This window comes from Cupriavidus sp. 01L43, assembly GCF_056399925.1.
In genome coordinates, this window is record NZ_JBFTSH010000012.1 from 17404 (window position 1) to 42288 (window position 24885).

18 protein-coding genes are annotated in these 24885 nt (G+C 65.8%); all 18 read left to right on the forward strand.

Features of this window, described 5'->3' with window-relative positions; genetic code table 11:
• Positions 1-21 precede the first annotated feature (21 nt).
• The gene (locus AC1DP9_RS19055; RefSeq protein ID WP_092300434.1) at positions 22-924 is read left to right on the forward strand and encodes a ParB/RepB/Spo0J family partition protein; all 903 of its coding nucleotides are present in this window, start codon (positions 22-24) and stop codon (positions 922-924) included.
• A gap of 389 nt (positions 925-1313) precedes the next feature.
• Entirely contained in the window at positions 1314-1862 is a 549-nt protein-coding gene (locus tag AC1DP9_RS19060; RefSeq protein ID WP_477108220.1) for an ATP synthase subunit I, read from the forward strand.
• 267 nt (positions 1863-2129) lie between these two features.
• The gene (atpB, locus tag AC1DP9_RS19065; RefSeq protein ID WP_092300340.1) at positions 2130-2999 is read left to right on the forward strand and encodes a F0F1 ATP synthase subunit A; all 870 of its coding nucleotides are present in this window, start codon (positions 2130-2132) and stop codon (positions 2997-2999) included.
• Positions 3000-3062: 63 nt separating this feature from the next.
• Entirely contained in the window at positions 3063-3329 is a 267-nt protein-coding gene (atpE, locus tag AC1DP9_RS19070; RefSeq protein WP_092138471.1) for a F0F1 ATP synthase subunit C, read from the forward strand.
• 105 nt (positions 3330-3434) lie between these two features.
• Entirely contained in the window at positions 3435-3905 is a 471-nt protein-coding gene (locus AC1DP9_RS19075; RefSeq protein ID WP_092300337.1) for a F0F1 ATP synthase subunit B, read from the forward strand.
• A gap of 2 nt (positions 3906-3907) precedes the next feature.
• The gene (locus AC1DP9_RS19080; protein ID WP_092300334.1) at positions 3908-4450 is read left to right on the forward strand and encodes a F0F1 ATP synthase subunit delta; all 543 of its coding nucleotides are present in this window, start codon (positions 3908-3910) and stop codon (positions 4448-4450) included.
• Between the two features lie 39 nt (positions 4451-4489).
• Complete coding sequence (gene atpA / locus AC1DP9_RS19085; protein ID WP_092300331.1) at positions 4490-6031, forward strand: F0F1 ATP synthase subunit alpha; 1542 nt, start codon at positions 4490-4492, stop codon at positions 6029-6031.
• Between the two features lie 74 nt (positions 6032-6105).
• Complete coding sequence (gene atpG / locus AC1DP9_RS19090; RefSeq protein ID WP_092300327.1) at positions 6106-6981, forward strand: F0F1 ATP synthase subunit gamma; 876 nt, start codon at positions 6106-6108, stop codon at positions 6979-6981.
• A gap of 33 nt (positions 6982-7014) precedes the next feature.
• Positions 7015-8418 carry a F0F1 ATP synthase subunit beta gene (gene atpD, locus AC1DP9_RS19095; protein ID WP_092300324.1) on the forward strand — a complete coding sequence of 468 codons (1404 nt, stop codon included), beginning with the start codon at positions 7015-7017 and terminating at the stop codon, positions 8416-8418.
• Between the two features lie 109 nt (positions 8419-8527).
• Positions 8528-8944: a F0F1 ATP synthase subunit epsilon gene (locus AC1DP9_RS19100; RefSeq protein ID WP_092300321.1), complete on the forward strand. Its 417-nt coding sequence runs from the start codon at positions 8528-8530 to the stop codon at positions 8942-8944.
• Between the two features lie 837 nt (positions 8945-9781).
• Positions 9782-10738: an alpha/beta hydrolase gene (locus AC1DP9_RS19105; protein WP_477108221.1), complete on the forward strand. Its 957-nt coding sequence runs from the start codon at positions 9782-9784 to the stop codon at positions 10736-10738.
• Between the two features lie 64 nt (positions 10739-10802).
• Positions 10803-11891, forward strand: coding sequence for a uroporphyrinogen decarboxylase (gene hemE / locus AC1DP9_RS19110; RefSeq protein ID WP_477108222.1), 1089 nt, complete (start codon positions 10803-10805; stop codon positions 11889-11891).
• 514 nt (positions 11892-12405) lie between these two features.
• Positions 12406-14709: a primosomal protein N' gene (locus AC1DP9_RS19115; protein ID WP_477108223.1), complete on the forward strand. Its 2304-nt coding sequence runs from the start codon at positions 12406-12408 to the stop codon at positions 14707-14709.
• Between the two features lie 185 nt (positions 14710-14894).
• Positions 14895-18863: a trifunctional transcriptional regulator/proline dehydrogenase/L-glutamate gamma-semialdehyde dehydrogenase gene (gene putA, locus AC1DP9_RS19120; protein WP_477108224.1), complete on the forward strand. Its 3969-nt coding sequence runs from the start codon at positions 14895-14897 to the stop codon at positions 18861-18863.
• Between the two features lie 184 nt (positions 18864-19047).
• Positions 19048-20199 carry a branched-chain amino acid ABC transporter substrate-binding protein gene (locus AC1DP9_RS19125; RefSeq protein WP_092300309.1) on the forward strand — a complete coding sequence of 384 codons (1152 nt, stop codon included), beginning with the start codon at positions 19048-19050 and terminating at the stop codon, positions 20197-20199.
• A gap of 193 nt (positions 20200-20392) precedes the next feature.
• Entirely contained in the window at positions 20393-22336 is a 1944-nt protein-coding gene (locus AC1DP9_RS19130; RefSeq protein ID WP_477108225.1) for a tetratricopeptide repeat protein, read from the forward strand.
• A gap of 194 nt (positions 22337-22530) precedes the next feature.
• Entirely contained in the window at positions 22531-23754 is a 1224-nt protein-coding gene (locus AC1DP9_RS19135; protein WP_177220002.1) for a cation:proton antiporter, read from the forward strand.
• The gene (locus AC1DP9_RS19140) at positions 23754-24869 is read left to right on the forward strand and encodes a YbdK family carboxylate-amine ligase (protein ID WP_092300303.1); all 1116 of its coding nucleotides are present in this window, start codon (positions 23754-23756) and stop codon (positions 24867-24869) included. Before AC1DP9_RS19135 ends, AC1DP9_RS19140 begins: the two co-directional genes overlap by 1 nt.
• The last annotated feature ends 16 nt before the right edge of the window (positions 24870-24885 follow it).

Here is a 24885-nt window from a genome sequence, read left to right on the forward strand (position 1 = left end):
TAGGATAGAAGGATGGCGACCATGAGTACCGCGAAGAAGAAGGGCCTCGGCCGTGGACTGGAGGCACTGCTGGGCGGCCCCGCCGAGATCGTCGAGACCGCGAAGCAGGAGGGCGCGCCCACCGTGCTGCGCCTGGAACAGCTGCAGCCGGGCAAGTACCAGCCGCGCACGCGCATGGACGAGGGTGCGCTGCAGGAGTTGGCCGCGAGCATCCGCGCGCAGGGGCTGATGCAGCCGATCCTCGTGCGCCGTGTGGCCGAGCCGGACCGCTACGAGATCATCGCTGGTGAACGCCGCTTCCGCGCCTCGAAGATCGCGGGCCTGGACAAGGTGCCGGTGCTCGTGAAGGACGTGGCCGACGAGGCCGCCGCCGCGATGGCGCTGATCGAGAACATCCAGCGTGAAGACCTGAACCCGCTCGAGGAAGCGCAGGGCATCATGCGCTTGATCCGTGAATTCCAGTTCACGCACGAGCAGGCCGCCGAGTCGGTCGGCCGCTCGCGCAGCGCGGTGTCGAACCTGCTGCGGCTGTTGAACCTGGCCAATCCCGTGCAGACGATGCTGATGGCGGGCGATCTCGACATGGGTCACGCGCGCGCGCTGCTGGCCGTCGACGGCGCCAACCAGATCACGCTCGCCAACCAGATCGTCAACAAGCGATTGTCGGTGCGCGAGACCGAGAAGCTGGTCACGTCGACGCTCAAGCCGTTCGACCTCAAGTCGCTCAAGCAGAAGACCGGCAACGGCACGCGTGACGTGGCGCGCCTGGAAGAAGAATTGTCCGATACGCTGGGCCTGGCCGTGCAGATCAAGCTCGGCGCGCGCGGCAAGGGTCAGCTGACGATCCACTTCACCAGTAACGACGCCCTCGACGGCGTGCTCACCCGCCTGCGCGAGCCTGCGGACGGCCAGCGCGTGGCCTAGCGTCATCCGCGCGTTACGGCAACCGCTTTGTGCCCCGGAGGCACGCGGTTGTCGGCCTGTTGCGACAATGCCGCGATGTCCGTCGCGGCGCTTCCCACAATCTGCGCGATAACCGAACGGCCTGCACCGTCGAAGGGCAGGGTGCACCGCTCGCGCGCAGGTCAAATCGCCATCATGCGGCCCGTTGCGCGCGCAATCCAATTACGTCTTGCGTCATTGCCGCGCAATATCCCGCCAGCCATCATGGAGGCGTGATAGCAACCGTTGTGCGCAACTTGCTGCAAGCTAACTGAAAGCAGATTGACTCGTCTCGTGGATTCCCCGTAGAATCGTGCGGTTTGAATTCTGGCCGGACCCGAAAAGTTCCGGCCTGGAACGAGGCTAGGCAGGTGGTGGTACGAGACCGACAGCAAGACCCTTCGCTGGACCGTGCAGCGTCTCCGGATCAACCGAATACCGCTCGTCGTTACGACGACTGGAGCGATCGGGATGATGACTGGGACGATGATGGCGCGAATGAAGAACAGGCTGTCGATCCGCTATCGCGTGCCGATGCGGTGACGCTGCTGGGCGAGCGTGCGCTGCGCCCGTCGCGGATGACACCAGCCAGGGTGGTGATGGCGCAGGTTGTTGTGACGCTGCTGTCGGCCTTGGCCTGGGCGGTGTTCGCGCAGGAGCAGGCGGCGTCGGGCTGGTCGGCGTTCTTTGGCGGCACGGTGTGTTTCGTGCCGAGCGGTTTCTTCGCGCTGCGCCTGTGGATGTCGCGCGGGCAGCCGTCGGTCGGCGGCCTGGTGGCCGGCGAGGCGATCAAGGTCTTCGGCACCGTCGCACTGTTCGTGCTGGTGGTGGTGCTGTACCGCGATCTGCGCTGGGTACCGATGCTGGTCACGTTCCTGTTGGCGCTGAAGACATATTGGGTGGCACTCGCGATTCGCTGAGTGGATTCCTGAAGCGGTGGCCGGATGCAAGGGTCGGCTGCCGATTCAAATGAGGCACCCCTCCGGAATATCAAGAGGTTTCAGTTTCACGCGCGGCGGGCCCACGAAGGGGCCAGTGCCGCGTGAGCAAGGTTTGCCCAGAACAACGAGGCGGCTTGCCGGGCGGTGACCGGTCACGTGACCGAAGGCCATGCAAGACGCGTACCGGGCTTCCGCCAGAGCGGGGGCCAGTACCTATCCATTTCGCAATATACGGTTCGCAACGACATGTCAGCAGAAGCTACGCAAGGCGCAGGGCATACGCTCACACCCTCAGGCTATATCGCCGAACATTTGCAGAACTTGAATTCGATCGGCGGGAAGCAGCATTCCGTGGTCGATTTCAGTGTCATCAACTATGACACGGTGTTCTGGTCCGTCCTGTGCGGCGTGCTCGCACTCTCGTTCCTCTACGCCGCCGCGCGCCGCGTGACGCCTGGCGTGCCGGGCCGCTTCCAGGCCTTCGTGGAAATGATCGTCGAGATGGTGGACGACCAGGCCAAGGGCATCATCCACGGCGACCGCTCGTGGATCGCCCCGCTGGCACTGATGGTGTTCTGCTGGATCACCGTGATGAACGCGATCGACTTGATCCCCGTGGACTGGGTCACCGGCCTGAACCACCTGCTGGGCGTGTTCCACATCCACCTGCCGCACCACCGCGCCGTGGCCACTGCCGACCTGAACGGCACGCTGGGCATGTCCTGTGCCGTGCTGGTGCTGATGATCTACTACAGCTTCAAGATCAAGGGCGTGGGCGGCTTCATGCACGAACTGTTCTCGGCCCCGTTCGGCGCCAAGTGGTACCTGGCCCCGTTCAACCTGATCCTGAACGTCATCGAATACCTGGCCAAGGCCGTCTCGCTCGGCATGCGGTTGTTCGGCAACATGTACGCCGGCGAACTGGTGTTCCTGCTGATCGCGCTGCTGGGTTCGATCTGGACGTTCAGCGGCGACCTGTCCGCGCTGGGCTTCGTCGGTCACGTGATTGCTGGCGCCGTCTGGGCCATCTTCCACATCCTGATCGTGCTGCTGCAGGCATTCATTTTCATGATGCTGACGCTGGTGTACATCGGCCAGGCTCACGATCACCACTGATTTCAAGGTTTTTGGTTTTTTGGTTTTTTGGTTCTAAGTCTCTCTCAATTTAAAGGAGTCATCATGCAAGCATATCTCGCCAACATCCAGGGTCTGACCGCTATCGGCATCGGCATCATCATCGGTCTGGGCGCCATCGGTGCCTGCCTGGGTATCGCCCTGATGGGCGGTAAGTACATCGAGGCATGCGCACGTCAGCCCGAGCTGATGAACCCGCTGCAAACCAAGATGTTCCTGCTGGCTGGCCTGATCGACGCGGCATTCCTGATCGGCGTGGGTGTTGCAATGCTGTTCGCCTTCGCCAACCCGCTGCTGGCTGTCATTCAGTAAGTCTTTTCGGTCTGCATGATGCTGACGGGCGGCGCAGGCCTCAGTCCGATGGCCTGGCCGCCCTTGTGCATTTATCTGTAGTTTGATTACCGAAAGGAACACACCATGAATCTGAACGCAACGTTTTTTGCGCAGATGGTCGTGTTCTTCATCCTGTGGTGGGTTGTTGCCAAATTCATTTGGCCGCCGCTGGTGAAGGCGCTCGACGAACGCGCAAAGAAGATCGCCGATGGCCTCGCCGCTGCCGAAAAAGGCAAGGCCGAGCTCGAACTCGCTAACAAGCGTGTGGACCAGGCTATGGCCGAAGCCCGCACCGAGGGTGCTCAACGCGTCGCTGACGCCGAGAAGCGCGCCCAGCTGACGGCCGACGAGATCAAGCAGAACGCCCAGGCAGAAGCCGCACGCATCATCGCCCAGGCCAAGGCCGAGGCGGATCAGCAAGTGACCCGCGCTCGCGAACAGCTGCGCGACCAGGTCGCCACGCTGGCCGTGAAGGGCGCCGAGCAGATCCTCAAGCGTGAAGTGAACGCGCAGGTGCACGCCGACCTGCTCAATCAACTCAAGGCTGAGCTCTAATCATGGCTGAAACCGCAACCATTGCCCGTCCCTACGCCGAGGCGCTGTTCCGCGTCGCGAGCGAAGCCGGTGCAGGCAACCTGGGTGCATGGTCCGAACTGGTGTCGGAGATGGGGCAGGTTGCTGCCAATCCCGACATGAAGGCGCTTGCCGACGATCCGAACGTTTCCGCCCAGAAGCTGGCGGAAGTGTTCCAGTCGGTGCTGAAGAGCCCGGTCAACGACGAGGCACGCCGCTTCGTGAACCTGCTGGCGGAGAACCACCGCCTGACGGTGCTGCCGGAAATCGCCGAACAGTTCCATGCGCTCAAGAACGCCCGCGAGGGGTCGTCCGACGTCGAGATCACCAGCGCTTTCCCGCTGGAGACCTCGCAAGTCAACGAACTGGTCGCCGCACTCGAACGCAAGTTCGGCCGCAAGCTGTACGCACAGGTGGCGGTGGACCCGTCCCTGATCGGCGGCGTGAGCGTCAAGGTCGGCGACGAAGTGCTCGACACCTCCGTGCGCGCGCGCCTGGCCGCCATGCAAGCCGCGCTGACCGCCTGACCGCAACGGCCGACGGATTGAAGAATTAGGAGCATTGTGATGCAACTGAACCCCTCAGAAATCAGCGAGCTGATCAAGTCCCGCATCTCGGGTCTTGGCGCCGACGCTGAAGTGCGCAACACCGGCACGGTGATCTCCGTGACCGATGGTATCTGCCGCGTGCACGGCCTGTCCGGCGTGATGCAGGGCGAGATGCTGGAATTCCCCGGCAACACCTTTGGCCTGGCGCTGAACCTGGAGCGTGACTCCGTGGGCGCCGTGGTGCTGGGTGAGTACGAACACATTTCCGAAGGCGACACGGTGAAGTGCACCGGCCGCATTCTGGAAGTGCCGGTGGGACGCGAACTGCTGGGCCGCGTGGTGAACACGCTGGGCCAGCCGATCGACGGCAAGGGCCCGATCAACGCCAAGGAAACGGACGTGATCGAGAAGGTGGCCCCGGGCGTGATCGCACGTCAGTCGGTGAGCCAGCCGGTGCAGACCGGCCTGAAGTCGATCGACGCGATGGTGCCGATCGGCCGTGGCCAGCGTGAGCTGATCATTGGCGACCGCCAGACCGGCAAGACCGCCGTGGCTGTCGATGCCATCATCAACCAGAAGGGCAAGGGCGTCTTCTGCGTGTACGTGGCAATCGGCCAGAAGGCTTCGACGATCGCCAACGTGGTGCGCAAGCTGGAAGAGCACGGCGCGATGGAATACACCGTCGTCGTGGCCGCCGCCGCTTCGGACTCGGCTGCCATGCAGTACCTGGCTGCCTACGCCGGCTGCACGATGGGCGAGTACTTCCGCGACCGCGGCGAAGACGCGCTGATCGTCTATGACGACCTGACCAAGCAAGCCTGGGCCTACCGCCAGGTGTCGCTGCTGCTGCGCCGCCCGCCGGGCCGCGAAGCCTACCCCGGCGACGTCTTCTACCTGCACTCGCGTCTGCTCGAGCGTGCTGCCCGCGTGAACGAAGACTACGTGTCGAAGTTCACCAACGGCGCCGTGACCGGCAAGACCGGCTCGCTGACCGCGCTGCCCGTGATCGAAACGCAGGCTGGCGACGTGTCCGCCTTCGTGCCGACCAACGTGATCTCGATCACCGACGGCCAGATCTTCCTGGAAACCGACCTGTTCAACGCCGGTATCCGCCCCGCTATCAACGCCGGTATCTCGGTGTCGCGCGTCGGTGGTGCTGCCCAGACCAAGGTCATCAAGAAGCTGTCCGGCGGTATCCGTACCGACCTGGCCCAGTACCGTGAACTGGCTGCGTTCGCGCAGTTCGCCTCGGACCTGGACGATGCCACCCGCAAGCAGCTGGAGCGCGGCCGCCGCGTGACGGAACTGCTGAAGCAGCCGCAGTACCAGCCGCTGCAGGTGTGGCAACTGGCCGCGTCGCTGTACGCCGCGAACAATGGCTTCCTGGACAACGTGGACGTGAAGGACATCCTGCCGTTCGAGAAGGGCCTCCACGACCACCTGAAGACCAAGTTCGCCGATCTCGTCAACCGCATCGAAGATACCAAGGATCTGTCGAAGGACGACGAGGCCGCACTGCGTGCCGCGATCGAGGATTTCAGGAAGTCCGCCGCGTTCTAACCGCGTAATTCCACGGATCGTGCCGCGCGCCCGGAGTAACGGTGGCGCGGCGCGAAACGAATGGAGAGGAAGATATGGCCGGAACGAAAGAGATTCGAACCAAGATCAAGAGCGTGCAGAACACGCGCAAGATCACCAAGGCGATGGAGATGGTCGCCGCGTCCAAGATGCGCAAGGCGCAGGAACGGATGCGGAATGCCCGCCCCTACGCCGAGAAAGTGCGGAATATCGCGGCGCACCTGGCTACGGCCAACCCCGAGTTCAAGCATCCGTTCATGCAGGCCCGCGATGTAAAGCGCGCTGGCATGATCGTGGTGACGACGGACAAGGGCCTGTGCGGCGGCATGAACACGAACGTGCTGCGCGCGGTGACCAACGAACTGAAGACCCTGCAGGGCCGCAACGTGGACGTACAAGCGACCGCGATCGGTACCAAGGGCATGCAGTTCCTGGGCCGCATTGGCGCCAAGGTGGTCTCGCATGTGGTGCACCTCGGTGACACCCCGCATCTGGAAAAGCTGATCGGCGCGATCAAGGTCCAGCTCGACGCATTCGCCAATGGCGAGGTCGACGTGGTGTACCTGGCGTACACCAAGTTCATCAATACGATGAAGCAGGAGCCGATGGTCGAGCAACTGCTGCCGCTGGCAGCCGACAAGCTCAGCCAGACCGAAGACGAAAAGCGTGCCTACTCGTGGGATTACATCTACGAGCCTGACGCCCAGACCGTGGTGGAAGAGCTGCTCGTCCGCTACGTCGAAGCGCTGGTGTACCAGGCCGTGGCCGAGAACATGGCGTCCGAGCAATCGGCGCGCATGGTGGCCATGAAGGCTGCTTCCGACAACGCCAAGAACGTGATCGGCGAACTGCAACTGGTCTACAACAAGACCCGTCAGGCAGCGATCACCAAGGAACTGTCGGAAATCGTCAGCGGTGCCGCTGCGGTCTAAGGCGTCAAGTATTCAAGCTATCGGAGATACGAAATGAGTATCGGAAATATTGTGCAGTGCATTGGCGCCGTGGTGGACATCGAGTTCCCGCGTGACGCAATGCCGAAGGTGTACGAGGCGCTCGTGCTGGAAGAATCCGGCGACTCGTCGTTTGCCGAGAAGGGCCTGACCTTCGAAGTGCAGCAGCAGCTGGGCGACGGCGTGGTGCGTACGATTGCCCTGGGCTCGTCCGACGGCCTGCGCCGCGGCATGCCGGTCAAGAGCACTGGCGCTGCCATCTCCGTGCCGGTTGGCCACGGCACGCTGGGCCGCATCATGGACGTGCTGGGTCGTCCCATCGACGAAGCCGGCCCGATCCAGGCTGACGAGCTGCGCGGCATCCACCAGAAGGCCCCGAAGTTCGACGAACTGTCGCCGTCGGTGGACCTGCTGGAAACCGGCATCAAGGTGATCGACCTGGTCTGCCCGTTCGCAAAGGGCGGTAAGGTTGGCCTGTTCGGCGGCGCCGGCGTGGGCAAGACCGTGAACATGATGGAGCTCATCAACAACATCGCCAAGCAGCACAGCGGTTTGTCGGTGTTCGCCGGCGTGGGCGAGCGTACCCGTGAAGGGAACGACTTCTACCACGAAATGAAGGACTCGAACGTGCTCGACAAGGTGGCCATGGTGTTCGGCCAGATGAACGAGCCGCCGGGCAACCGTCTGCGCGTGGCGCTGACCGGCCTGACGATGGCCGAGCGCTTCCGTGACGAAGGCCGCGACATCCTGTTCTTCGTGGACAACATCTACCGCTACACGCTGGCCGGTACCGAAGTGTCCGCACTGCTGGGCCGTATGCCTTCCGCCGTGGGCTACCAGCCGACGCTGGCCGAGGAAATGGGCAAGCTGCAGGAGCGCATCACGTCGACCAAGACTGGCTCGATCACGTCGATCCAGGCCGTGTACGTGCCTGCGGATGACTTGACCGACCCGTCGCCCGCCACGACCTTCCTGCACTTGGACTCGACCGTGGTGCTGTCGCGTGACATCGCAGCGCTGGGTATCTACCCGGCCGTTGACCCGCTCGACTCCACGTCGCGTCAGCTGGATCCGCAAGTCGTCGGCACGGAACACTACGAAGTGGCCCGCCGCGTACAGCAGACCCTGCAGCGCTACAAGGAACTGCGCGACATCATCGCGATTCTGGGCATGGACGAACTGTCGCCGGAAGACAAGCTGGCTGTGTCCCGCGCCCGTAAGATCCAACGTTTCCTGTCGCAGCCGTTCCACGTGGCCGAAGTGTTCACGGGTTCGCCGGGCAAGTACGTGCCGCTGAAGGAAACCATCCGTGGTTTCAAGATGCTGGTGGATGGCGAGTGCGATCACCTGCCGGAACAGGCGTTCTACATGGTCGGTTCGATCGACGAAGCCTTCGAGAAGGCCAAGAAGCTCCAGTAAGCGGTGTGTTTCGCCTTCATGCACCGTGGCAACTGCCGCGGCCCGCGTGGAGGCGAAAACTTGCTTCCTGGTATCGGGAAGCTAACGCTTTCAGGAGAAAGGATCTGATATGGCAACCATTCTTGTAGACGTCGTCAGCGCGGAAGCGTCGATCTTCTCCGGTCAGGCGAAGTTCGTGGCGTTGCCGGGCGAGACGGGTGAACTGGGTATTCTGCCGGGCCACACGCCGCTGATCACCCGCATCCAACCGGGTGCGGTGCGCATCGAGAAGGAAGACGGTAGCGAAGAGTTCGTGTTCGTTGCCGGCGGTATTCTCGAAGTCCAGCCGAAGCACGTAACTGTGCTGGCCGATACCGCCATCCGCGGTAGCGATCTGGACGAAGCCAAGGCGCAGGACGCCAAGCGTGCGGCCGAGGAACTGATGCAGAACCAGGGCAGCGACCTGGACCTGGCGCGCGCACAAAGCGAGCTGGCCGTGGCCGCTGCGCAGCTGGCTGCCATCGCCCGTCTGCGTCGTAAGAAGTAAGCAGTTAAGTAGGACTGGCGCACCTGTTGTTTTTTCGGTGCGCCATGGAAAAAGGCAGCCATGTGGCTGCCTTTTTTGTTCGACGGGCGCTATATTTTCCTGCCTGGACCACAAAAAAAAGCGCGCGGGCCGGGGAGGCTCCGCGCGGACGGGAAAATCCCTTCGAGGGGTCAATTCGAAGGAACGGGTTCGGTCCAGGATTTACTCACGAGCGCATCGGAGTCTTCTCTCCGCATCCTTGGCGAGGTCTCCGACATCACGTCCGGGGAAACTCAAGCCACGCGCCGATCGGTCTTTCCTGGTGCTCCGGATCGGCAAGTTCTGACTTGCTGGTCCGGAAAATCGGGATACTGCCAAGCAAACTCTTCAGGCTTTCTTCCGCATCCCCTTATTTTTCAATGCTTTACGGGTGGGGACACTTCACACCAGCGCTTCGGTGTGTCAATGCATTGTGGGGGAAACTTCTGGGGATGGCAGTAACAAAATGTATCGTTTTGCAAGTAGTTGAAAGCCCGGCGAGTAAGAAACCGGCGTTTTAGACGCTTTTATGCGCCGATCGGGGCCCAATCTGCACACGGATCGCCGCAGCCCCGGCAAGCCAATGTTAAGACATTTAAGCGCTAGGCTACTGAATGCATTAGGTTTTCTGCGAATGCATAATCCGTACTCCCCACTTTTGGGGGATAAAGAAAACTCCCGCTTTAAAACTGTGTTCGGTAGCGCCTCTAGCGTTACGATTCGATACGGTTCAAGCGCACCCTTCGCCGCTTTGTTTCCTTCGTCGCCCGTCCGCCGGGCGATTACACTGGCGCCAGTTCAGATTTTCCACGACGCGCCATGGCCATCGACCCCCAGATTCTCGCCTACTACCAACGCATGGCCGAGCATTACGCCGGCCAGCCCGTACCCGTTGATGCGCCCGCGCGCCGCGCCCGCTTCGACGAGGTGGCCGCGCAGTCGTTAATCGACGACCCGGCGGGCATGGCCGTTACCGACATCACGATCGAGACCGGCACGGCGTCGCTGCCTGTGCGCCTGTTCCGTCCTGCCGATGTGGAACGCCCACGCCTGATCGTCTATTTCCATGGCGGCGGCTGGGTGGTTGGCTCGCCGCGCACCCACCACACGGTGGCCGCCTTGCTGGCCGAAGACACGGGTTGCGTGGTGGCCAGCGTCGATTACCGGCTCGCCCCGGAACACGCTTTTCCTGCGCCGTGCGATGACGCGATCGGCGCCGTGCGCGCGCTGGCGACAATGCGCGAGGCGCTCGACGTCGATCCGGCCTTCCTCGCCGTGGCCGGCGACAGCGCGGGCGCGCACCTCGCCGCCGTGGCCGCCCGCGAGGTCAATGCCGCCGCCGGCGCCCCGGTCGTCAACGCGCAGCTGCTGATCTATCCGGTCACCGCACCGGTGCTGACCACGGAGAGCTACCGCGCCTTCGCCGACGGTCCGGGCCTGACGCGTGACGAGATGGCCTGGTTCTGGACCCAATTCATCGGCGCCGATGCCCTGGTGTGTGGCCCCGAGGCCACCGACCCGCGCATCCATTTGATGGCCACCGCGCCCTCGCGGCTGCCGCCGGCCAGCGTGGTGCTGGTCGCCGCCAACGACGTATTGCGCGATGACGGCCTCGCCTACGCCGATTTTCTCGTGCGCCACGACGCCCCGGTCGTCACGATCGAGGCCAGCGGTATGACCCACGGCTTCGCGCGCCTGCAGCCGGACGCGCCGCGCGCCCGCGAGTGGATGCGCCGCGCCGCGCAAGCCTTCGTCGGCATCTTCGACGAGGCATGACACCTTTCCCGGACACCGTGTGGCGGCGGGCATCCCTTAGAATGGCGGTCTTGAGAGGATGACCATGACCGCATTGCAGAACGATACCTTCCTGCGCGCGCTGCGCCGGCAACCCACCGAGTACACGCCGCTGTGGCTGATGCGCCAGGCGGGCCGCTACCTCCCCGAATACAACGCCACGCGCGCCCGCGCCGGCAGCTTCCTCGGGCTGGCGAAGAATCCCGCCTATGCGACGGAAGTGACGCTTCAGCCGCTGGATCGCTACCCGCTCGACGCCGCGATCCTGTTCTCGGACATCCTCACCGTGCCGGACGCGATGGGCCTCGGCCTGTCGTTCGCCCAGGGCGAAGGTCCGCGTTTCGCGCACCCGCTGCGCACGGAAGGGGATGTGGCCAAGCTCGCCGTGCCGGACATGGCTTCCCTGCAATACGTTTTCGATGCCGTGAGCGAGATCCGCCGCGCGCTGATCCAGGACGGCCGCCAACGCGTGCCGCTGATCGGCTTCTCGGGCAGCCCGTGGACGCTGGCCTGCTATATGGTCGAAGGCGGCGGCTCGGACGACTTCCGCACGGTCAAGGCGATGATGTACGGCCGCCCGGACCTGATGCATCGCATCCTCGACATCAACGCCCAGGCGGTGTCCGCCTACCTGAACGCCCAGATCGAAGCAGGCGCCCAGGCCGTCATGGTGTTCGATACCTGGGGCGGCGCGCTGGCCGACGGCATGTACCAGCGCTTCTCGCTCGAATACATGCGCCGCGTGCTGGCCGGCCTCAAGCGCGAGCACGAGGGCCAGCAAATCCCGGCGATTGTCTTCACGAAGGGCGGCGGCCACTGGCTCGAGCAGATCGCCGAGATCGGCCCGGATGCCATCGGCCTCGACTGGACCGTGAACCTCGCCCAGGCCCGTCGCCGCACGGGCGGCCAGGTGGCGTTGCAGGGCAATATCGATCCGACGGTGCTGTTCGCGCCCGAAGCCGCCATTCGTGAGCAGGTGCGTGGCGTACTCGACACCTACGCGGCAGGCGGTGGCAGCGACGGCCACGTGTTCAACCTCGGCCACGGCACCTCGCAGTTCACGCCGCCCGAGAGTGTTTCCGTGCTAGTGGACGAAGTGCATCGTTACAGTCGCACCCTGCGCGGCGCGCGCTAACACAGGCTCCCGGCCGTTTGAAATACCCCGCGTCGCAGCGACGCGGGCCCGTGCGCCGGCCTTGTGCACGGGGAGGCTCACGGCAAGGGCTGTCAAGTAAACTATTTTTTGATTTGTCTCCAAAAAGGTGCCGATGGGTCGTTGTCAAGGCTTGACTTATGCACACTGATAGGTTTGCGGCAGTGCACGAGCGGGTTACCCCTTAACTCAGTTGGGGGGTCTTCGCAAGTCCTTGATTCATAAGACTTTGAATCTTCTTCAAGCGAGCCCGCGACAGCGATGGAACCTTGGATTCAAGCGCCTTCCGGGGAAGATGGAGCGACTTTTCAACAAAGTTATCCACAGGCACTTCGGGGGAGGTGGAAAACCATCCATGGATCATCGACTTAGGGTCACATTTGAAGTTTTACTTTAAGTTGATGTTGCGCCGCACACGGACTTTTCTCATGGTGTCGACCATGCGTCGCATGCACAACGATTGCGCATCTGGACTGCACCAGTCGGGGGTCCGTCGATGACCGCCCCGGCGCTCGACGTCGCGCAAACATCACAGACATCGGAAGCCGATCCCGCCCCGGCACCAGCGCCGATCGTGCGCGTTGCGCTCGATACGCCCGCTGACGATTGCTTCGACTACGTCGCCGCGCACGATGTGGCGCCGGGTGACCTTGTCGTGGTGCCATTCGGCCGCCGCAGCATGGTCGGTGTGGCCGTGCAGATGGCCGCCAGCAGCGATGTGCCTGCAGACCGCCTGCGCCCGGTGGAGCGCCATATCGGCTGGATGCCCCCGGTGAATGCCGAATGGATGGCGCTGGCGCGTTTCGCGGCGCGCTATTACCACCGGCGGCTGGGCGAGGTCATGCTGCCCGCGCTGCCGCCTTCCCTGCGCGAGGCCGAGACGTGGGACCGCCTCGGCCAGCGCGCCCAAAGCACGCAGTACCGGGTACGCGACGGGCAGGGCGACGCCTTGCTCGCCGCCGTGCCCACGCGCGCCCGCACCGCCCACGCGCTGGCTGCCGCCCTGGCCGCAACGCCGGACTGGATCGGCCTGACCGACGCCCGCGCGCTCTGCACCGCCGCCCCGGCCCGGCTGGCCGAATGGGAGGCCGCCGGCTGGATCGAATCGTCGATTGCGGCCCGCAGGCTGCTCGATATTGCGCCAGACCAGCCACCCTCCGTCGCCCCACCCCTCCACGACGAGCAGCGGCAGGCCGTGGACGCCATCGCCAGCGCCGAAGGCTTTGCGCCGTTCCTGCTGCACGGCGTGACCGGCAGTGGCAAGACCGAGGTCTACCTGCACGCCATGGCGAGCCTGCTGGCCGCCGACCCCGCCGCGCAGATCCTGATGCTCGTGCCTGAGATCAATCTCACGCCGCAGCTCCAGGCGCGCATCGCCGCCCGCTTCCCGCACGAGCCGCTGGCCGTGCTCCATAGCGGGCTGGCGGATCAGGAGCGCAGCCTGCAATGGCTGGCCGCCCATCGCGGCGAGGCGCGCATCGTTCTGGGTACGCGGATGGCGGTGCTGGCGTCCATGCCGCACCTGCGGCTGATCGTTGTCGATGAAGAGCACGATACGTCATACAAACAGCAGGAAGGGTTACGCTACTCGGCGCGCGATCTGGCCGTCTGGCGCGCCAACCAGTTGAAGATTGGCATCGTGCTGGGCTCCGCCACGCCGTCGATGGAGACCTGGCATCGGGCGGAGCAGGGCGCCTACCGCAAGCTCGTGCTGCGCGAGCGCGCCCAGGCAGACGCCGCGCTGCCCACGGTGCGGCTGATCGACCTGAACCATGAACGGCAGCGTCAGCGCCATCTGTTCGAAGGGCTGTCCGTGCCGCTGCTGGACGCCATCCAGCAACGGCTGGAACGCGGCCAGCAAAGCCTGCTGTTTCTGAACCGGCGCGGCTATGCGCCGGTGCTGGCCTGCGATAGCTGTGGCTGGCTCTCCGGCTGCCCGCGTTGCTCGGCGTACCTCGTGCTGCACCGGCCGGAGCGCCGGCTGCGCTGCCACCACTGCGGGCTGGAATCGCCGGTGCCGCATCACTGCCCCGATTGCGGTAATGTCGACATTGCGCCACTTGGGCGCGGAACCCAGCGCATCGAGGAGGCCCTCGCCACGCGCTTCCCGGACGCCCGCATCGCCCGGATCGACGCCGATTCCACGCGCCGCAAGGGCACCGCGCAGGCGATGTTCGACGAAGTCCACGCGGGCGAGGTCGACATCCTGGTTGGCACGCAGATGGTGGCCAAGGGCCACGACTTCCAGCGCGTGACGCTGGTCGGCATCGTCCATCCGGACGCCGCGATGTTCAGTCACGACTTCCGCGCCGCCGAGCACCTGTTCGCATCGCTGATGCAGGTGTCCGGGCGGGCAGGCCGGGCCGGGCTGCCGGGCGAAGTCCTGATCCAGACCCGTTACCCGGACGCCCCGGCGTTGCAGGCGCTGGTCCGGCATGACTATGATGGATTTGCCGCCAGCCAACTGCGCGAGCGCCGTCAGGCCGGCCTGCCGCCGTTCGCGTACCAGGTGCTGGTCACGGCCGAGCACGGCCAGCTCGAACGGGCGCTGGCCTTCCTCCAGGCCGCGCGCGAACGGGCCGATGCCTGTGCGCTGGCGCCAGAGGTGCAACTCCACGACCCGGTGCCGATGTCGATGGTGCGCATCTTCAACAAGGAGCGGGCGCAGATGCTGGTGGAAGCGAGCGCGCGCCCGGTTTTACAACGGTTTGTGAGCGAGTGGGTGCAAACATTTGGCGAGGTCGGCAGCGCCGTGAAGGGGGTGCGCTGGCAGCTGGAGATCGACCCGCTGCGGATCTAGACGGGGCGCAAAGTGTTGTAGTGGTGCAACCGTCGCACCACTTCGCAGGCTAAGGGGTTGCACTAGGTTGCGCCTCGCAATTTTCCGAGGGTAATATCGCGGCAGCCCTGAAGCGGCCGGGGCTCGCGTGCGCACCGCGCGCGGACCGCGTGGCCGCTTCCCCCGCTTTTCGGAGAACTGCTCGCATGGCCACCACCACCCTCGGCGTCAAGCTCGACGACGCCTCGCGCGACCGCCTCAAACGCGTTGCCCAATCGATCGACCGTACCCCGCACTGGCTGATCAAGCAGGCGATCTTCACGTATCTGGAGCAGGTCGAACGCGGCCATCTGCCGCACGAAGGCGGGTTCAGCGCCGGCGCAGACGCCGAGGGCGGTGACACCGAGGTGCAACCGGGCGATGCCGCCCCGCAGCCATTCCTCGAATTCGCCCAGAGCATCCAGCCGCAGTCCGTGCTGCGCGCCGCGATTACCTCGGCCTATCGTCGCCCGGAAACCGATTGCGTACCGGTGCTGCTGGAACAGGCCCGCCTGCCGCAGCAACAGGCCGACGCCGCGATCAAGATGGCCAAGACGCTGGCCCAGCGCCTGCGCGAGCAGAAGGTGGGCACCGGCCGCGAAGGCTTGGTGCAGGGCCTGATTCAGGAATTCTCGCTGTCGTCACAGGAAGGCGTGGCGCTGATGTGCCTGGCCGAAGCGCTGCTGCGCATTCCCGACAAGGCCACGCGTGATGCGCTGATCCGCGACAAGATCAGCGGCGCCAACTGGCAGTCGCACCTGGGCCAGAGCCCGTCCCTGTTCGTCAACGCCGCCACCTGGGGCCTGCTGCTGACCGGCAAGCTGGTGGCCACGCATACGGAGTCCGGGCTGTCGAAGGCGCTGACGCGCATCATCGGCAAGGGCGGCGAGCCACTGATCCGCAAGGGCGTGGACATGGCCATGCGCCTGATGGGCGAGCAGTTCGTGACCGGCGAGACCATCTCGGAGGCGCTCGCCAACGCCCGGAAATACGAGGCCGAAGGCTTCCGCTACTCGTACGACATGCTCGGCGAAGCCGCCATGACCGAGGCCGACGCCCAACGCTACCTGGCCTCCTACGAGCAGGCCATCCACGCCATCGGCCAGGCCTCGCGCGGCCGGGGCATCTACGAGGGCCCGGGCATCTCGATCAAGCTGTCCGCGCTGCATCCGCGCTATAGCCGCGCTCAGCACGAGCGCGTGATCTCGGAACTCTACGGCCGCCTGAAGTCCCTGACGATGCTGGCGCGCCAGTACGACATCGGCATCAATATCGATGCGGAGGAGGCCGACCGCCTCGAAATCTCGCTCGACCTGCTCGAACGCCTCTGCTTCGAACCCGATCTGGCCGGCTGGAACGGCATCGGCTTCGTGGTGCAGGGCTACCAGAAGCGCTGCCCGTTCGTGATCGACTATGTGATCGACCTCGCGCGGCGCAGCCGGCACCGCCTGATGATCCGCCTGGTCAAGGGCGCCTATTGGGATAGCGAGATCAAGCGCGGGCAGGTCGATGGCCTGGAGGGCTACCCGGTCTATACGCGCAAGGTGTACACCGATGTGTCGTACATCGCGTGCGCGCGCAAGCTGCTGTCCGTGCCCGATGCGATCTATCCCCAGTTCGCCACGCACAACGCGCACACGCTTTCGGCGATCTACCAGATTGCCGGCCAGAACTACTACCCCGGCCAGTACGAGTTCCAGTGCCTGCACGGCATGGGCGAGCCGCTGTACGACCAGGTGGTGGGCCCCCTCGCCGAGGGCAAGTTCAACCGGCCTTGCCGGATCTACGCGCCGGTGGGCACGCATGAGACGCTGCTGGCCTATCTGGTCCGCCGCCTGCTCGAAAATGGCGCAAATACGTCGTTCGTGAACCGCATTGCCGACGACACCATCGCCCTCGACGAACTGGTGGCCGACCCGGTGGCCGTGGTCGAGCAGATGCACAAGACCGAAGGCACGCTCGGCCTGCCCCACCCCCGCATCCCGCATCCGCGCGCGCTGTATGGCAAGTCGCGCGCCAATTCGATCGGTATCGATCTGTCGAACGAGCACCGGCTGGCGTCGTTGTCGTCGGCGCTGCTGGCCGGCACCAGCGACACCGTGCGTGCCGAGCCGCTGCTGGGCGGCGATGCACCGCGCGCCGACGCCGTGTTCGCCCCGGTGCTGAACCCGGCCGACCACCGCGATGTGGTGGGCCACGTCAGCGAAGCCACGCCCGATGAGATCGAGGCCGCGCTCGCCGCCGCCGTCAACGTGGCGCCGATCTGGCAGGCCACGCCGCCCGAGGTGCGCGCCGCCGCCCTGGAGCGTGCCGCCGATCTGATGGAAGCCCAGATGCAGTCGCTGATGGGCACCATCATGCGCGAGGCCGGCAAGACCTTCTCGAACGCGATTGCCGAAGTGCGCGAGGCCGTCGACTTCCTGCGCTACTACGCGGTGCAGGTGCGGGACGGCTTCTCGAACGATACCCATCGCCCGCTAGGCCCGGTGGTCTGTATCAGCCCGTGGAACTTCCCGCTGGCGATCTTCACCGGCCAGGTGGCCGCGGCGCTGGCCGCCGGCAACCCGGTGCTGGCCAAGCCGGCCGAGCAGACCCCGCTGATCGCTGCCCAGGCCGTGCGCCTGCTGCGCGAGGCCGGTGTGCCGGCCGGTGCCGTGCAACTGCTGCCGGGCCGTGGTGAAACCGTCGGCGCCATGCTGGTGGGCGATGCCCGCGTCAAGGGCGTGATGTTCACCGGCTCCACCGAGGTGGCGCGCCTGCTGCAACRCAACGTCGCCGGCCGCCTGGACGCCGCCGGCCGTCCGATTCCGCTGATCGCAGAGACCGGCGGCCAGAACGCGATGATCGTGGATTCGTCCGCGCTGGCCGAGCAGGTGGTGGCGGACGTGGTGTCCTCCGCCTTCGACTCGGCAGGCCAGCGCTGCTCCGCGCTGCGCGTGCTGTGCCTGCAGGAAGACGTGGCCGACCGCATCCTGGAAATGCTCAAGGGCGCGATGGGCGAGCTGACGCTGGCCAATCCGGACCGCCTCTCGACCGACGTCGGCCCGGTGATCGACGACGAAGCGCGTACCGGCATCGTCCGTCATATCGAGGCGATGCGCGCCAAGGGCCGCCGCGTGCACCAGGCCGATCCGGGCGCCGCGCAGTCCGCCGCCTGCCGCCACGGCACCTTCGTGCCGCCCACGCTGATCGAGCTGGAAAGCCTTGAAGAACTGCAACGCGAGGTCTTCGGCCCGGTGCTGCACGTGGTGCGCTACCCGCGCGCCGCGCTCGACACGATGATCGACCAGATCAACGGCACCGGCTACGGCCTGACGCTGGGCATCCATACGCGGATCGACGAAACCATCGCCCGCATCGTGGATCGTGCCCATGTGGGCAACCTGTACGTGAATCGCAACATTGTGGGTGCAGTGGTCGGCGTGCAGCCGTTTGGTGGCGAGGGCCTGTCCGGCACCGGCCCCAAGGCGGGCGGCCCGCTCTACCTGCACCGGCTGCTGTCGGTGTGCCCGCAGGACGCCGTGGCGCGTACCGTGCGCGGCGCCGATACCAATGGCGGGGCACAGGTCGCGCCGGTCTCGTCCGGCCTGGCCGCGCTGAAGGCGTGGGCGCAGGGCTCGCAACCCGAACTGGCCGCCGCCTGCGACCGCTTTGCCGAGGCGAGCCCGTCCGGCCTGGCCGTGACGCTGCCCGGCCCCACCGGCGAGCGCAATACCTACTCGCTGCTGCCGCGCGAGCGGGTGCTGTGCCTGGCCCAGCAAGAGGCCGACCAGCTCACCCAACTGGCCGCCGTCCTGGCCGTGGGCGCCCAGGCGTTGTGGCCAGACACCACTGCAAACAAGGGCTTGCTGTCGCGCCTGCCCCAGGCAGTACAATCGCGCGTCCGCCTGGCCGCCAACTGGCAAGATGCGCAGGCCGCGGACGCCGCTTTCGACGCGGTGCTGCACCACGGCGATTCCGACCAGCTGCGTACCGTCTGCGAACAGGTGGCCCAGCGGCCCGGTCCCATCGTCGGCGTGCAGGGGTTGGCTCACGGTGAACCGAATGTCGCGCTGGAGCGTTTGTTGATCGAGCGTTCGCTGTCCGTCAACACGGCGGCTGCGGGCGGCAATGCAAGTCTGATGACGATTGGCTAAGTATTAAGCAAGTCCTTAGTTGATCGGTTGTCGATGCGTGCGGTGGGGGCCGGCGATCCCGACCCCGCCGCGCAACCGAGGAACGGAGCGGTGCTGCCAACGCCGGTCCGTGATGCGCGCCGGAGGCCGGCCGCGCAGCTACAACACGGCACCCTAAGCACCCAATGGGACCCAAGGAGAACTGATGAGCTCGACATTCCAAAAAACGGCCATGACCGTTGCCATGGCCGTTGCAGGCCTGACCGCCGCGCAGGCTGCCTTCGCACAGGCGCAGGAAATCAAGCTGGGCTTCGCCGCCCCGATGACCGGCGGCCAGGCGCAGTACGGCAAGGACATGCAGAACGGCGTGGTCCTCGCCATCGAGGACATGAACGCCACCAAGCCGAAGATCGGCGGCAAGGATGTCAAGTTCGTGCTGGTCTCCGAAGATGACCAGGCAGATCCCAAGACGGGTTCCGTGGTCGCCCAGAAGCTGGTGGACTCCGGCATCCAGGGCATGCTCGGCCACTTCAACTCGGGCACCAGCATCCCGGCGTCGATGGTCTACAACCGCGCCGGCATTCCCCAGATCGCCATGGCCACGGCTCCGGAGTACACGCGCCAGGGCTTCAAGACCACGTTCCGCATGATGACGTCCGACACCCAGCAGGGTTCGGTGATCGGCGCCTTCGTGGTGAAGAAGCTGGGTGCCAAGAACATCGCCATCGTCGATGACCGCACCGCCTACGGCCAGGGTCTGGCTGACGAGTTCGAGAAGGCCGCCAAGGCCGCTGGCGGCAAGATCGTGCGCCGCGAGTTCACCAACGACAAGGCGGTGGACTTCAAGGCCGTGCTGACCAACCTGAAGCGCAGCAACCCGGACGTGATCTTCTACGGCGGCGCCGAGACCCAATCGGCCCCGATGGCCAAGCAGGTCAAGGAACTGGGCCTGAAGGCACCGCTGGTGTCGGGCGAAATGTCGAAGACCGACAACTTCCTGAAGCTGGCTGGCCCGGCTGCCGATGGCACGGTGGTGTCGCTGGCCGGCCTGCCGCTGGACCAGATGCCCGGCGGCTCCGCGTACGAGAAGAAGTACGAAAAACGCTTCGGCAGCAAGGTGCAGACCTACTCGCCGTACGCCTATGACGGCGCCACCGCCATGATGACGGCGATGATCAAGGCCGGCTCGGCCGACCCGGCGCGTTACCTTCCAGTGCTGGCCGCCACCAACATGCAGGGCGTGACCACCAAGACGCTGGCCTATGACGCCCGCGGTGACCTGAAGGACGGCGGCATCACCGTCTACAAGGTCGCGGACGGCAAGTGGACCGTGCTGGAAACGGTCGGCGGCAAGTAAGCCCTGACTGCGCAAGACACAAGGCCGCCGGCTGGCTTTCCTCCGGCCGGCGCGTCTGCCGGACTGACGCCACCCCCCGGGGTGGCGTTTTTTATGCCAAAGCGGATGGGTTTCCCACGCTGTTCTTCCCATGGTCTTTCTCGGCGTTGGCGCATAATCGCGCTTTTGCATACTTTTTCCATAGGAGCCGTCCGTGCAGGAAGTCAGTTATGAGCACGCGATTGCGCTAGCCAACGCCGGGCGCCACGCCGAGGCGCTACAGATCGCCGACCAGCTTTGCGAGGCGCATCCCGAGGTGGTCGACTACGCCGCGCTGCAGGCGCAACTGCATGCGGACCAGGACGATGTGCCCGGCGCGCTGGCTGCGCTGGAAGCCGCCATGGCCCGTCTGCCCGAGCTGTCGCTGGCGCCGGTGCACCGCTGGGCGTCGCGCGGCGCGCTCGCCCATCTCTACGGCACGCTGTTGATGCGCCAGGGACAGGACGCCGAGGCGCTGCCCTGGCTACACGAGGCCGCGCGCCGCAACGGGCTGGCCTCGGGCGAGTGGGCCGCGCATTTCTACGCCGGCTTTGTCGCCTTCCGGCTCAACGATTTCGCCCGCGCGGGCCGCTACTGGCACGACCTGCTGTATCGCGCGCCGGACCTGGGCGCCGCCGACATCCTGCCGCTGGTGCAGGACTACGTAGACCGCGCCGACGCCGCCAGCCAGCTTGGCGAGCCGCTGATGCGCATCTGCCTGGCCCGCATCGCGCTCGATTCCCCCGAATTGCTCGACCTGACGCCGGAAGCCGGCGACGCCATGGCGGGCATGGAGGCCGAGCGCGTGCTGGCCGAGCACCCCGATCACCCCGAGGCGCGCCGCCTGCGCGCCCCGCTGCGGCTGGGCAGCGACCGCGCCGGTGCGCTGGACGACCTGGCCACCTACCTGCGCCAGCGGCCCGACCCGCAGGCGCAGGTACGCGACCTGACCTGGCGCCATCAATCTGCCGACGCAGCGCCGGGTACGCCCCCGGCGTGGCAGGGTTTCGCGATGACCGCCGATGCCGACGACGGCGCCGCCTACTTCCACGCCGCCACGGCGCTGGGGGCCTTCATCGACGAGGTGCCGGCGTCCGAGGCGACCCTGAAGCCGATGCTCGAGGCCACCTGCCGCAAGGGGCTGGAGCGCTTCGAAGCCTACTTTTCCACAGGCGAGGGCGATGCCGACGGCCACGGCGGCAACGCCGACCCGCACCTGTACTCGCTGCTGTGCCGGCTGACGGCGCGCCTGCTGCCGGCCGATGCCGTCCATGTCGAGGAAAAGGTGGCGCTGCACCGCAAGGGCATGGCCGCGAGCGATTTCATCGACCATTGGATCGACCTGCTCGACGCTCACGCGTCGGCGGGCCAGCACAAGCAGGTGGTGGAACTGGCCGGCGAAGTGCTGAACCGCTACCCGGTGGAGCGCAATCCGGCCGATGTCACGTGGGCGTTCAGCCGGCTCGCGGCCGCCTGGCGCGCGCTGGGCGGGCGCGATGCCACCGAGTCCGCCCGCGCTGCCATCACCCATATGGACGCCCGGCTGGACGCGCTGCCCGTGGAGGCCCGCACCGCCGGCGCCCACGCCATGGCGCACGCGCGCGCCCACTATGCGGCGTTGCTGCAGGCGGGCATGGCAGCGATGGACGAGCACGACAAGATCGACGCCCTGGGCGAGCTCGAAGCCCTGCAACGCCGCTCCTTGCTGGTGGAGGACGCGTGGCTGTTCAATCACTTCGGCCAGATCTGGCACGAACTGGCCGAGCCGGCCCGCGCGCTGCCGTTGTTCGAGCGGGCGGTGTCGCTGACCGAGGGCGATCCGGCCGACCAGGCCGCGCCCCGCGCCCAGCGAGCCCGGCTGCTGACGGAGATGGAGCAGTTTCCGGAAGCGCTGACCGACTTCCAGCTCGCCTTTGCCGCCCGTGCCGACTGGGACGCCGAAACGTGGCTGCACGCCGTGCTGGCGGCGCTGGGCATGGGCCAGCGCGAGACGGCGCTGGGCTGGTTCGAGCGCGCCCGCACGCTCGGCGCGGACAAGGGCCGCACCCGTCCGCTGTACGCCAAGGCCGAGGCCGGCCTGAAGGCCACCCGTCCGAAGTGGAAGGTGTGGGGCGTGTAACTTCGGAACGGCTCGCGGGGGCTCCGGGCGCTGAAACAGGTCCGGAAAACCGTCCCCGATTCTGATTCTTGAAAGACCTACAAAACGCCATCGACGACGATGGCGTTTTTTATTGGAATTTGCTGTAAGTTGCCGGCGTCTTCCACGTAGGGTCGGACAAAGCCCGACACTGCAACCCAAGTGCTTCCGTTACCATGTCGGCCATGAACGGATTGAGCCAACTTTTCCCGACCCTGCCGCTGGCACCGGGCGGCCTGTTCTGGGTGGGTCTCGCGCTGGTGGGCGCGGGCCTGGCCGGAGAGGTCTGCCGCCGCTGGCTGGGCCTGCCGCGCATCGTCGGCTACGCGGTGGTGGGGCTGTTCGCCGGCATGCTCGGCCGCAGCATCGTCGACGACAACATGATCCTGCAGACGCGGGTGCTGATCGACATGGCGCTGGCCCTGGCCCTCTTCGAACTCGGGCACCGGCTGTCGCTGTCGTGGCTGCGCGCCAACCGCTGGCTATTGTTTACCAGCGCGGCCGAAAGCCTGCTGACCTGGGGGCTGGTCTCCACGGTGCTCCAGTGGCTCGGGGCGTCGCCGGGCGTGGCGATCCTGGCCGGAGGCATCGCGGTCAGCACCTCGCCCACCATCGTGCTCCAGCTCAAGAACGAGTTGCGCGCCGAGGGGCAGGTCACGGAACGGCTGATGGCCATGGCGGCGCTGAACAGCATCTACGCGGCGGCCATCGTCCAGGTGGCCACGGGTTGGCTCCATTCCGAATACGGCAATATTGGCGCGGCGCTGCTGCATCCGCTCTACCTGCTGGTGGGCTCGTGCCTGCTGGCGTGGGTGGTCGGCAAGCTCGGGCACGCGCTGTACGCGCGCATGTCCGCGGACGATCACTACAGCTTCCTGGTGCTGGTGGGGCTGGTCCTGTTCACGCTGGCGCTGACGCGCGTCCTAAAATTGTCCATGCCGCTGACGCTGATGCTGGCGGGCGTGGTCTTCAAGCACCAGGACCGCCAGCCGCACGTGTGGCCAGCGCACTTCGGCAGCGCCGGGAGCCTGCTGATCATCGTGATGGTGGTGTCGCTGGGCCTGCCCCTGACGGCGCACGACTGGGTAGTCGGCGGCACGCTGGCCGTGGCCCTGGTGGTGATGCGCCATGTGGCGAAGCTGGCCGGCGTGGTGTCGCTCGGTTCGTTCTCGGGCCTGAGCCTGCGCCAGTGCATGGCGCTGGGGCTGGCGCTGGCGCCGATGTCGGGGCTGGCCTACCTGCTGATGAACGACGTGGCGCGCCTGTACCCGAGCACCGGCGGACCGCTGGCATCGATCATCCTGTGTGCGCTGGCCATCGAACAGCTGCTGGGGCCGGTCATCGCGTCCTGGGCGCTGCGCTATGCTGGCGAGGCACGTGACAATGGAGGAGGGCGCTGATGTCGCTCGAACCGTTCAAGCATTCCGAGGCGCTGACGTTCGGCGTGGAGCTGGAACTCCAGCTCGTGAACCGCCATGACTATGACCTCGCGCCCTTCGCGCCGGACCTGCTGCGTGCGGTCAAGGGCGCCCAGCACGCGGGCGACATCAAGCCCGAGATCAGTCCGTCGATGATCGAGATCAGCACCGGCATCTGCCGCGACTACGCGCAGGCGCTGGAGGAGCTGACGGTCATGCGCGACCTGATGACGCGCGCCTCCCGCTCGCTGAACCTGGGCATCTGCGGCGGCGGCACCCATCCGTTCCAGCAGTGGTCGGACCGGACCATCTCCGATTCGCCGCGCTACCAGTACATTTCCGAGCTGTATGGCTATCTCGCCAAGCAGTTCACGGTGTTCGGCCAGCACGTCCACATCGGCTGCCCGAGCGCGGACGAGTCGCTGTTCCTGCTCCACGCCATCGGCCGCTACGTGCCGCACTTCATCGCGCTGGCGGCGTCGTCGCCGTACGTGCAGGGGGTGGATACCGGCTTTGCCTCGGCGCGCCTGAACTCGGTGGCGGCCTTCCCGATGAGCGGCCGCGCACCGCATGTGCTGACGTGGGACGCCTTCACCGCCTACTTCAACAAGATGCGCAACACGGGCGTGATCGAGAGCATGAAGGACTTCTATTGGGATATCCGTCCCAAGCCGGAGTTCGGCACGATCGAGGTGCGCGTGATGGACACCCCGCTGACCGTGGAGCGCGCCTGCGACATCGCGGCGTACATCCAGGCGCTGGCGCGCTACCTGCTGCTGTCACGGCCGTTCATGCCGCAGGAAGACGACTACCTGGTGTACACCTTCAACCGCTTCCAGGCGTGCCGCTTCGGGCTGGAGGGCGAGTACGTGCATCCGAACGAACTGACGCGGATGCCGATCTCGGATCATATTTTGTCGATTTGCGACGCGCTGGTGCCGCACGCGGAGGCGCTCGGCTCGCTCAAGGCGCTCGAGAATATCCGCGCGCTGGCTTCGAGCCGCGACAACGACGCGCACTGGGTGCGCACCGTCGATGCCGATGCGCACAGCCTGCGCGAGACGGTGCGGCGTACCTGCGAGCGGTGGGAGGCCTGACGCCGACGGCGGGCCG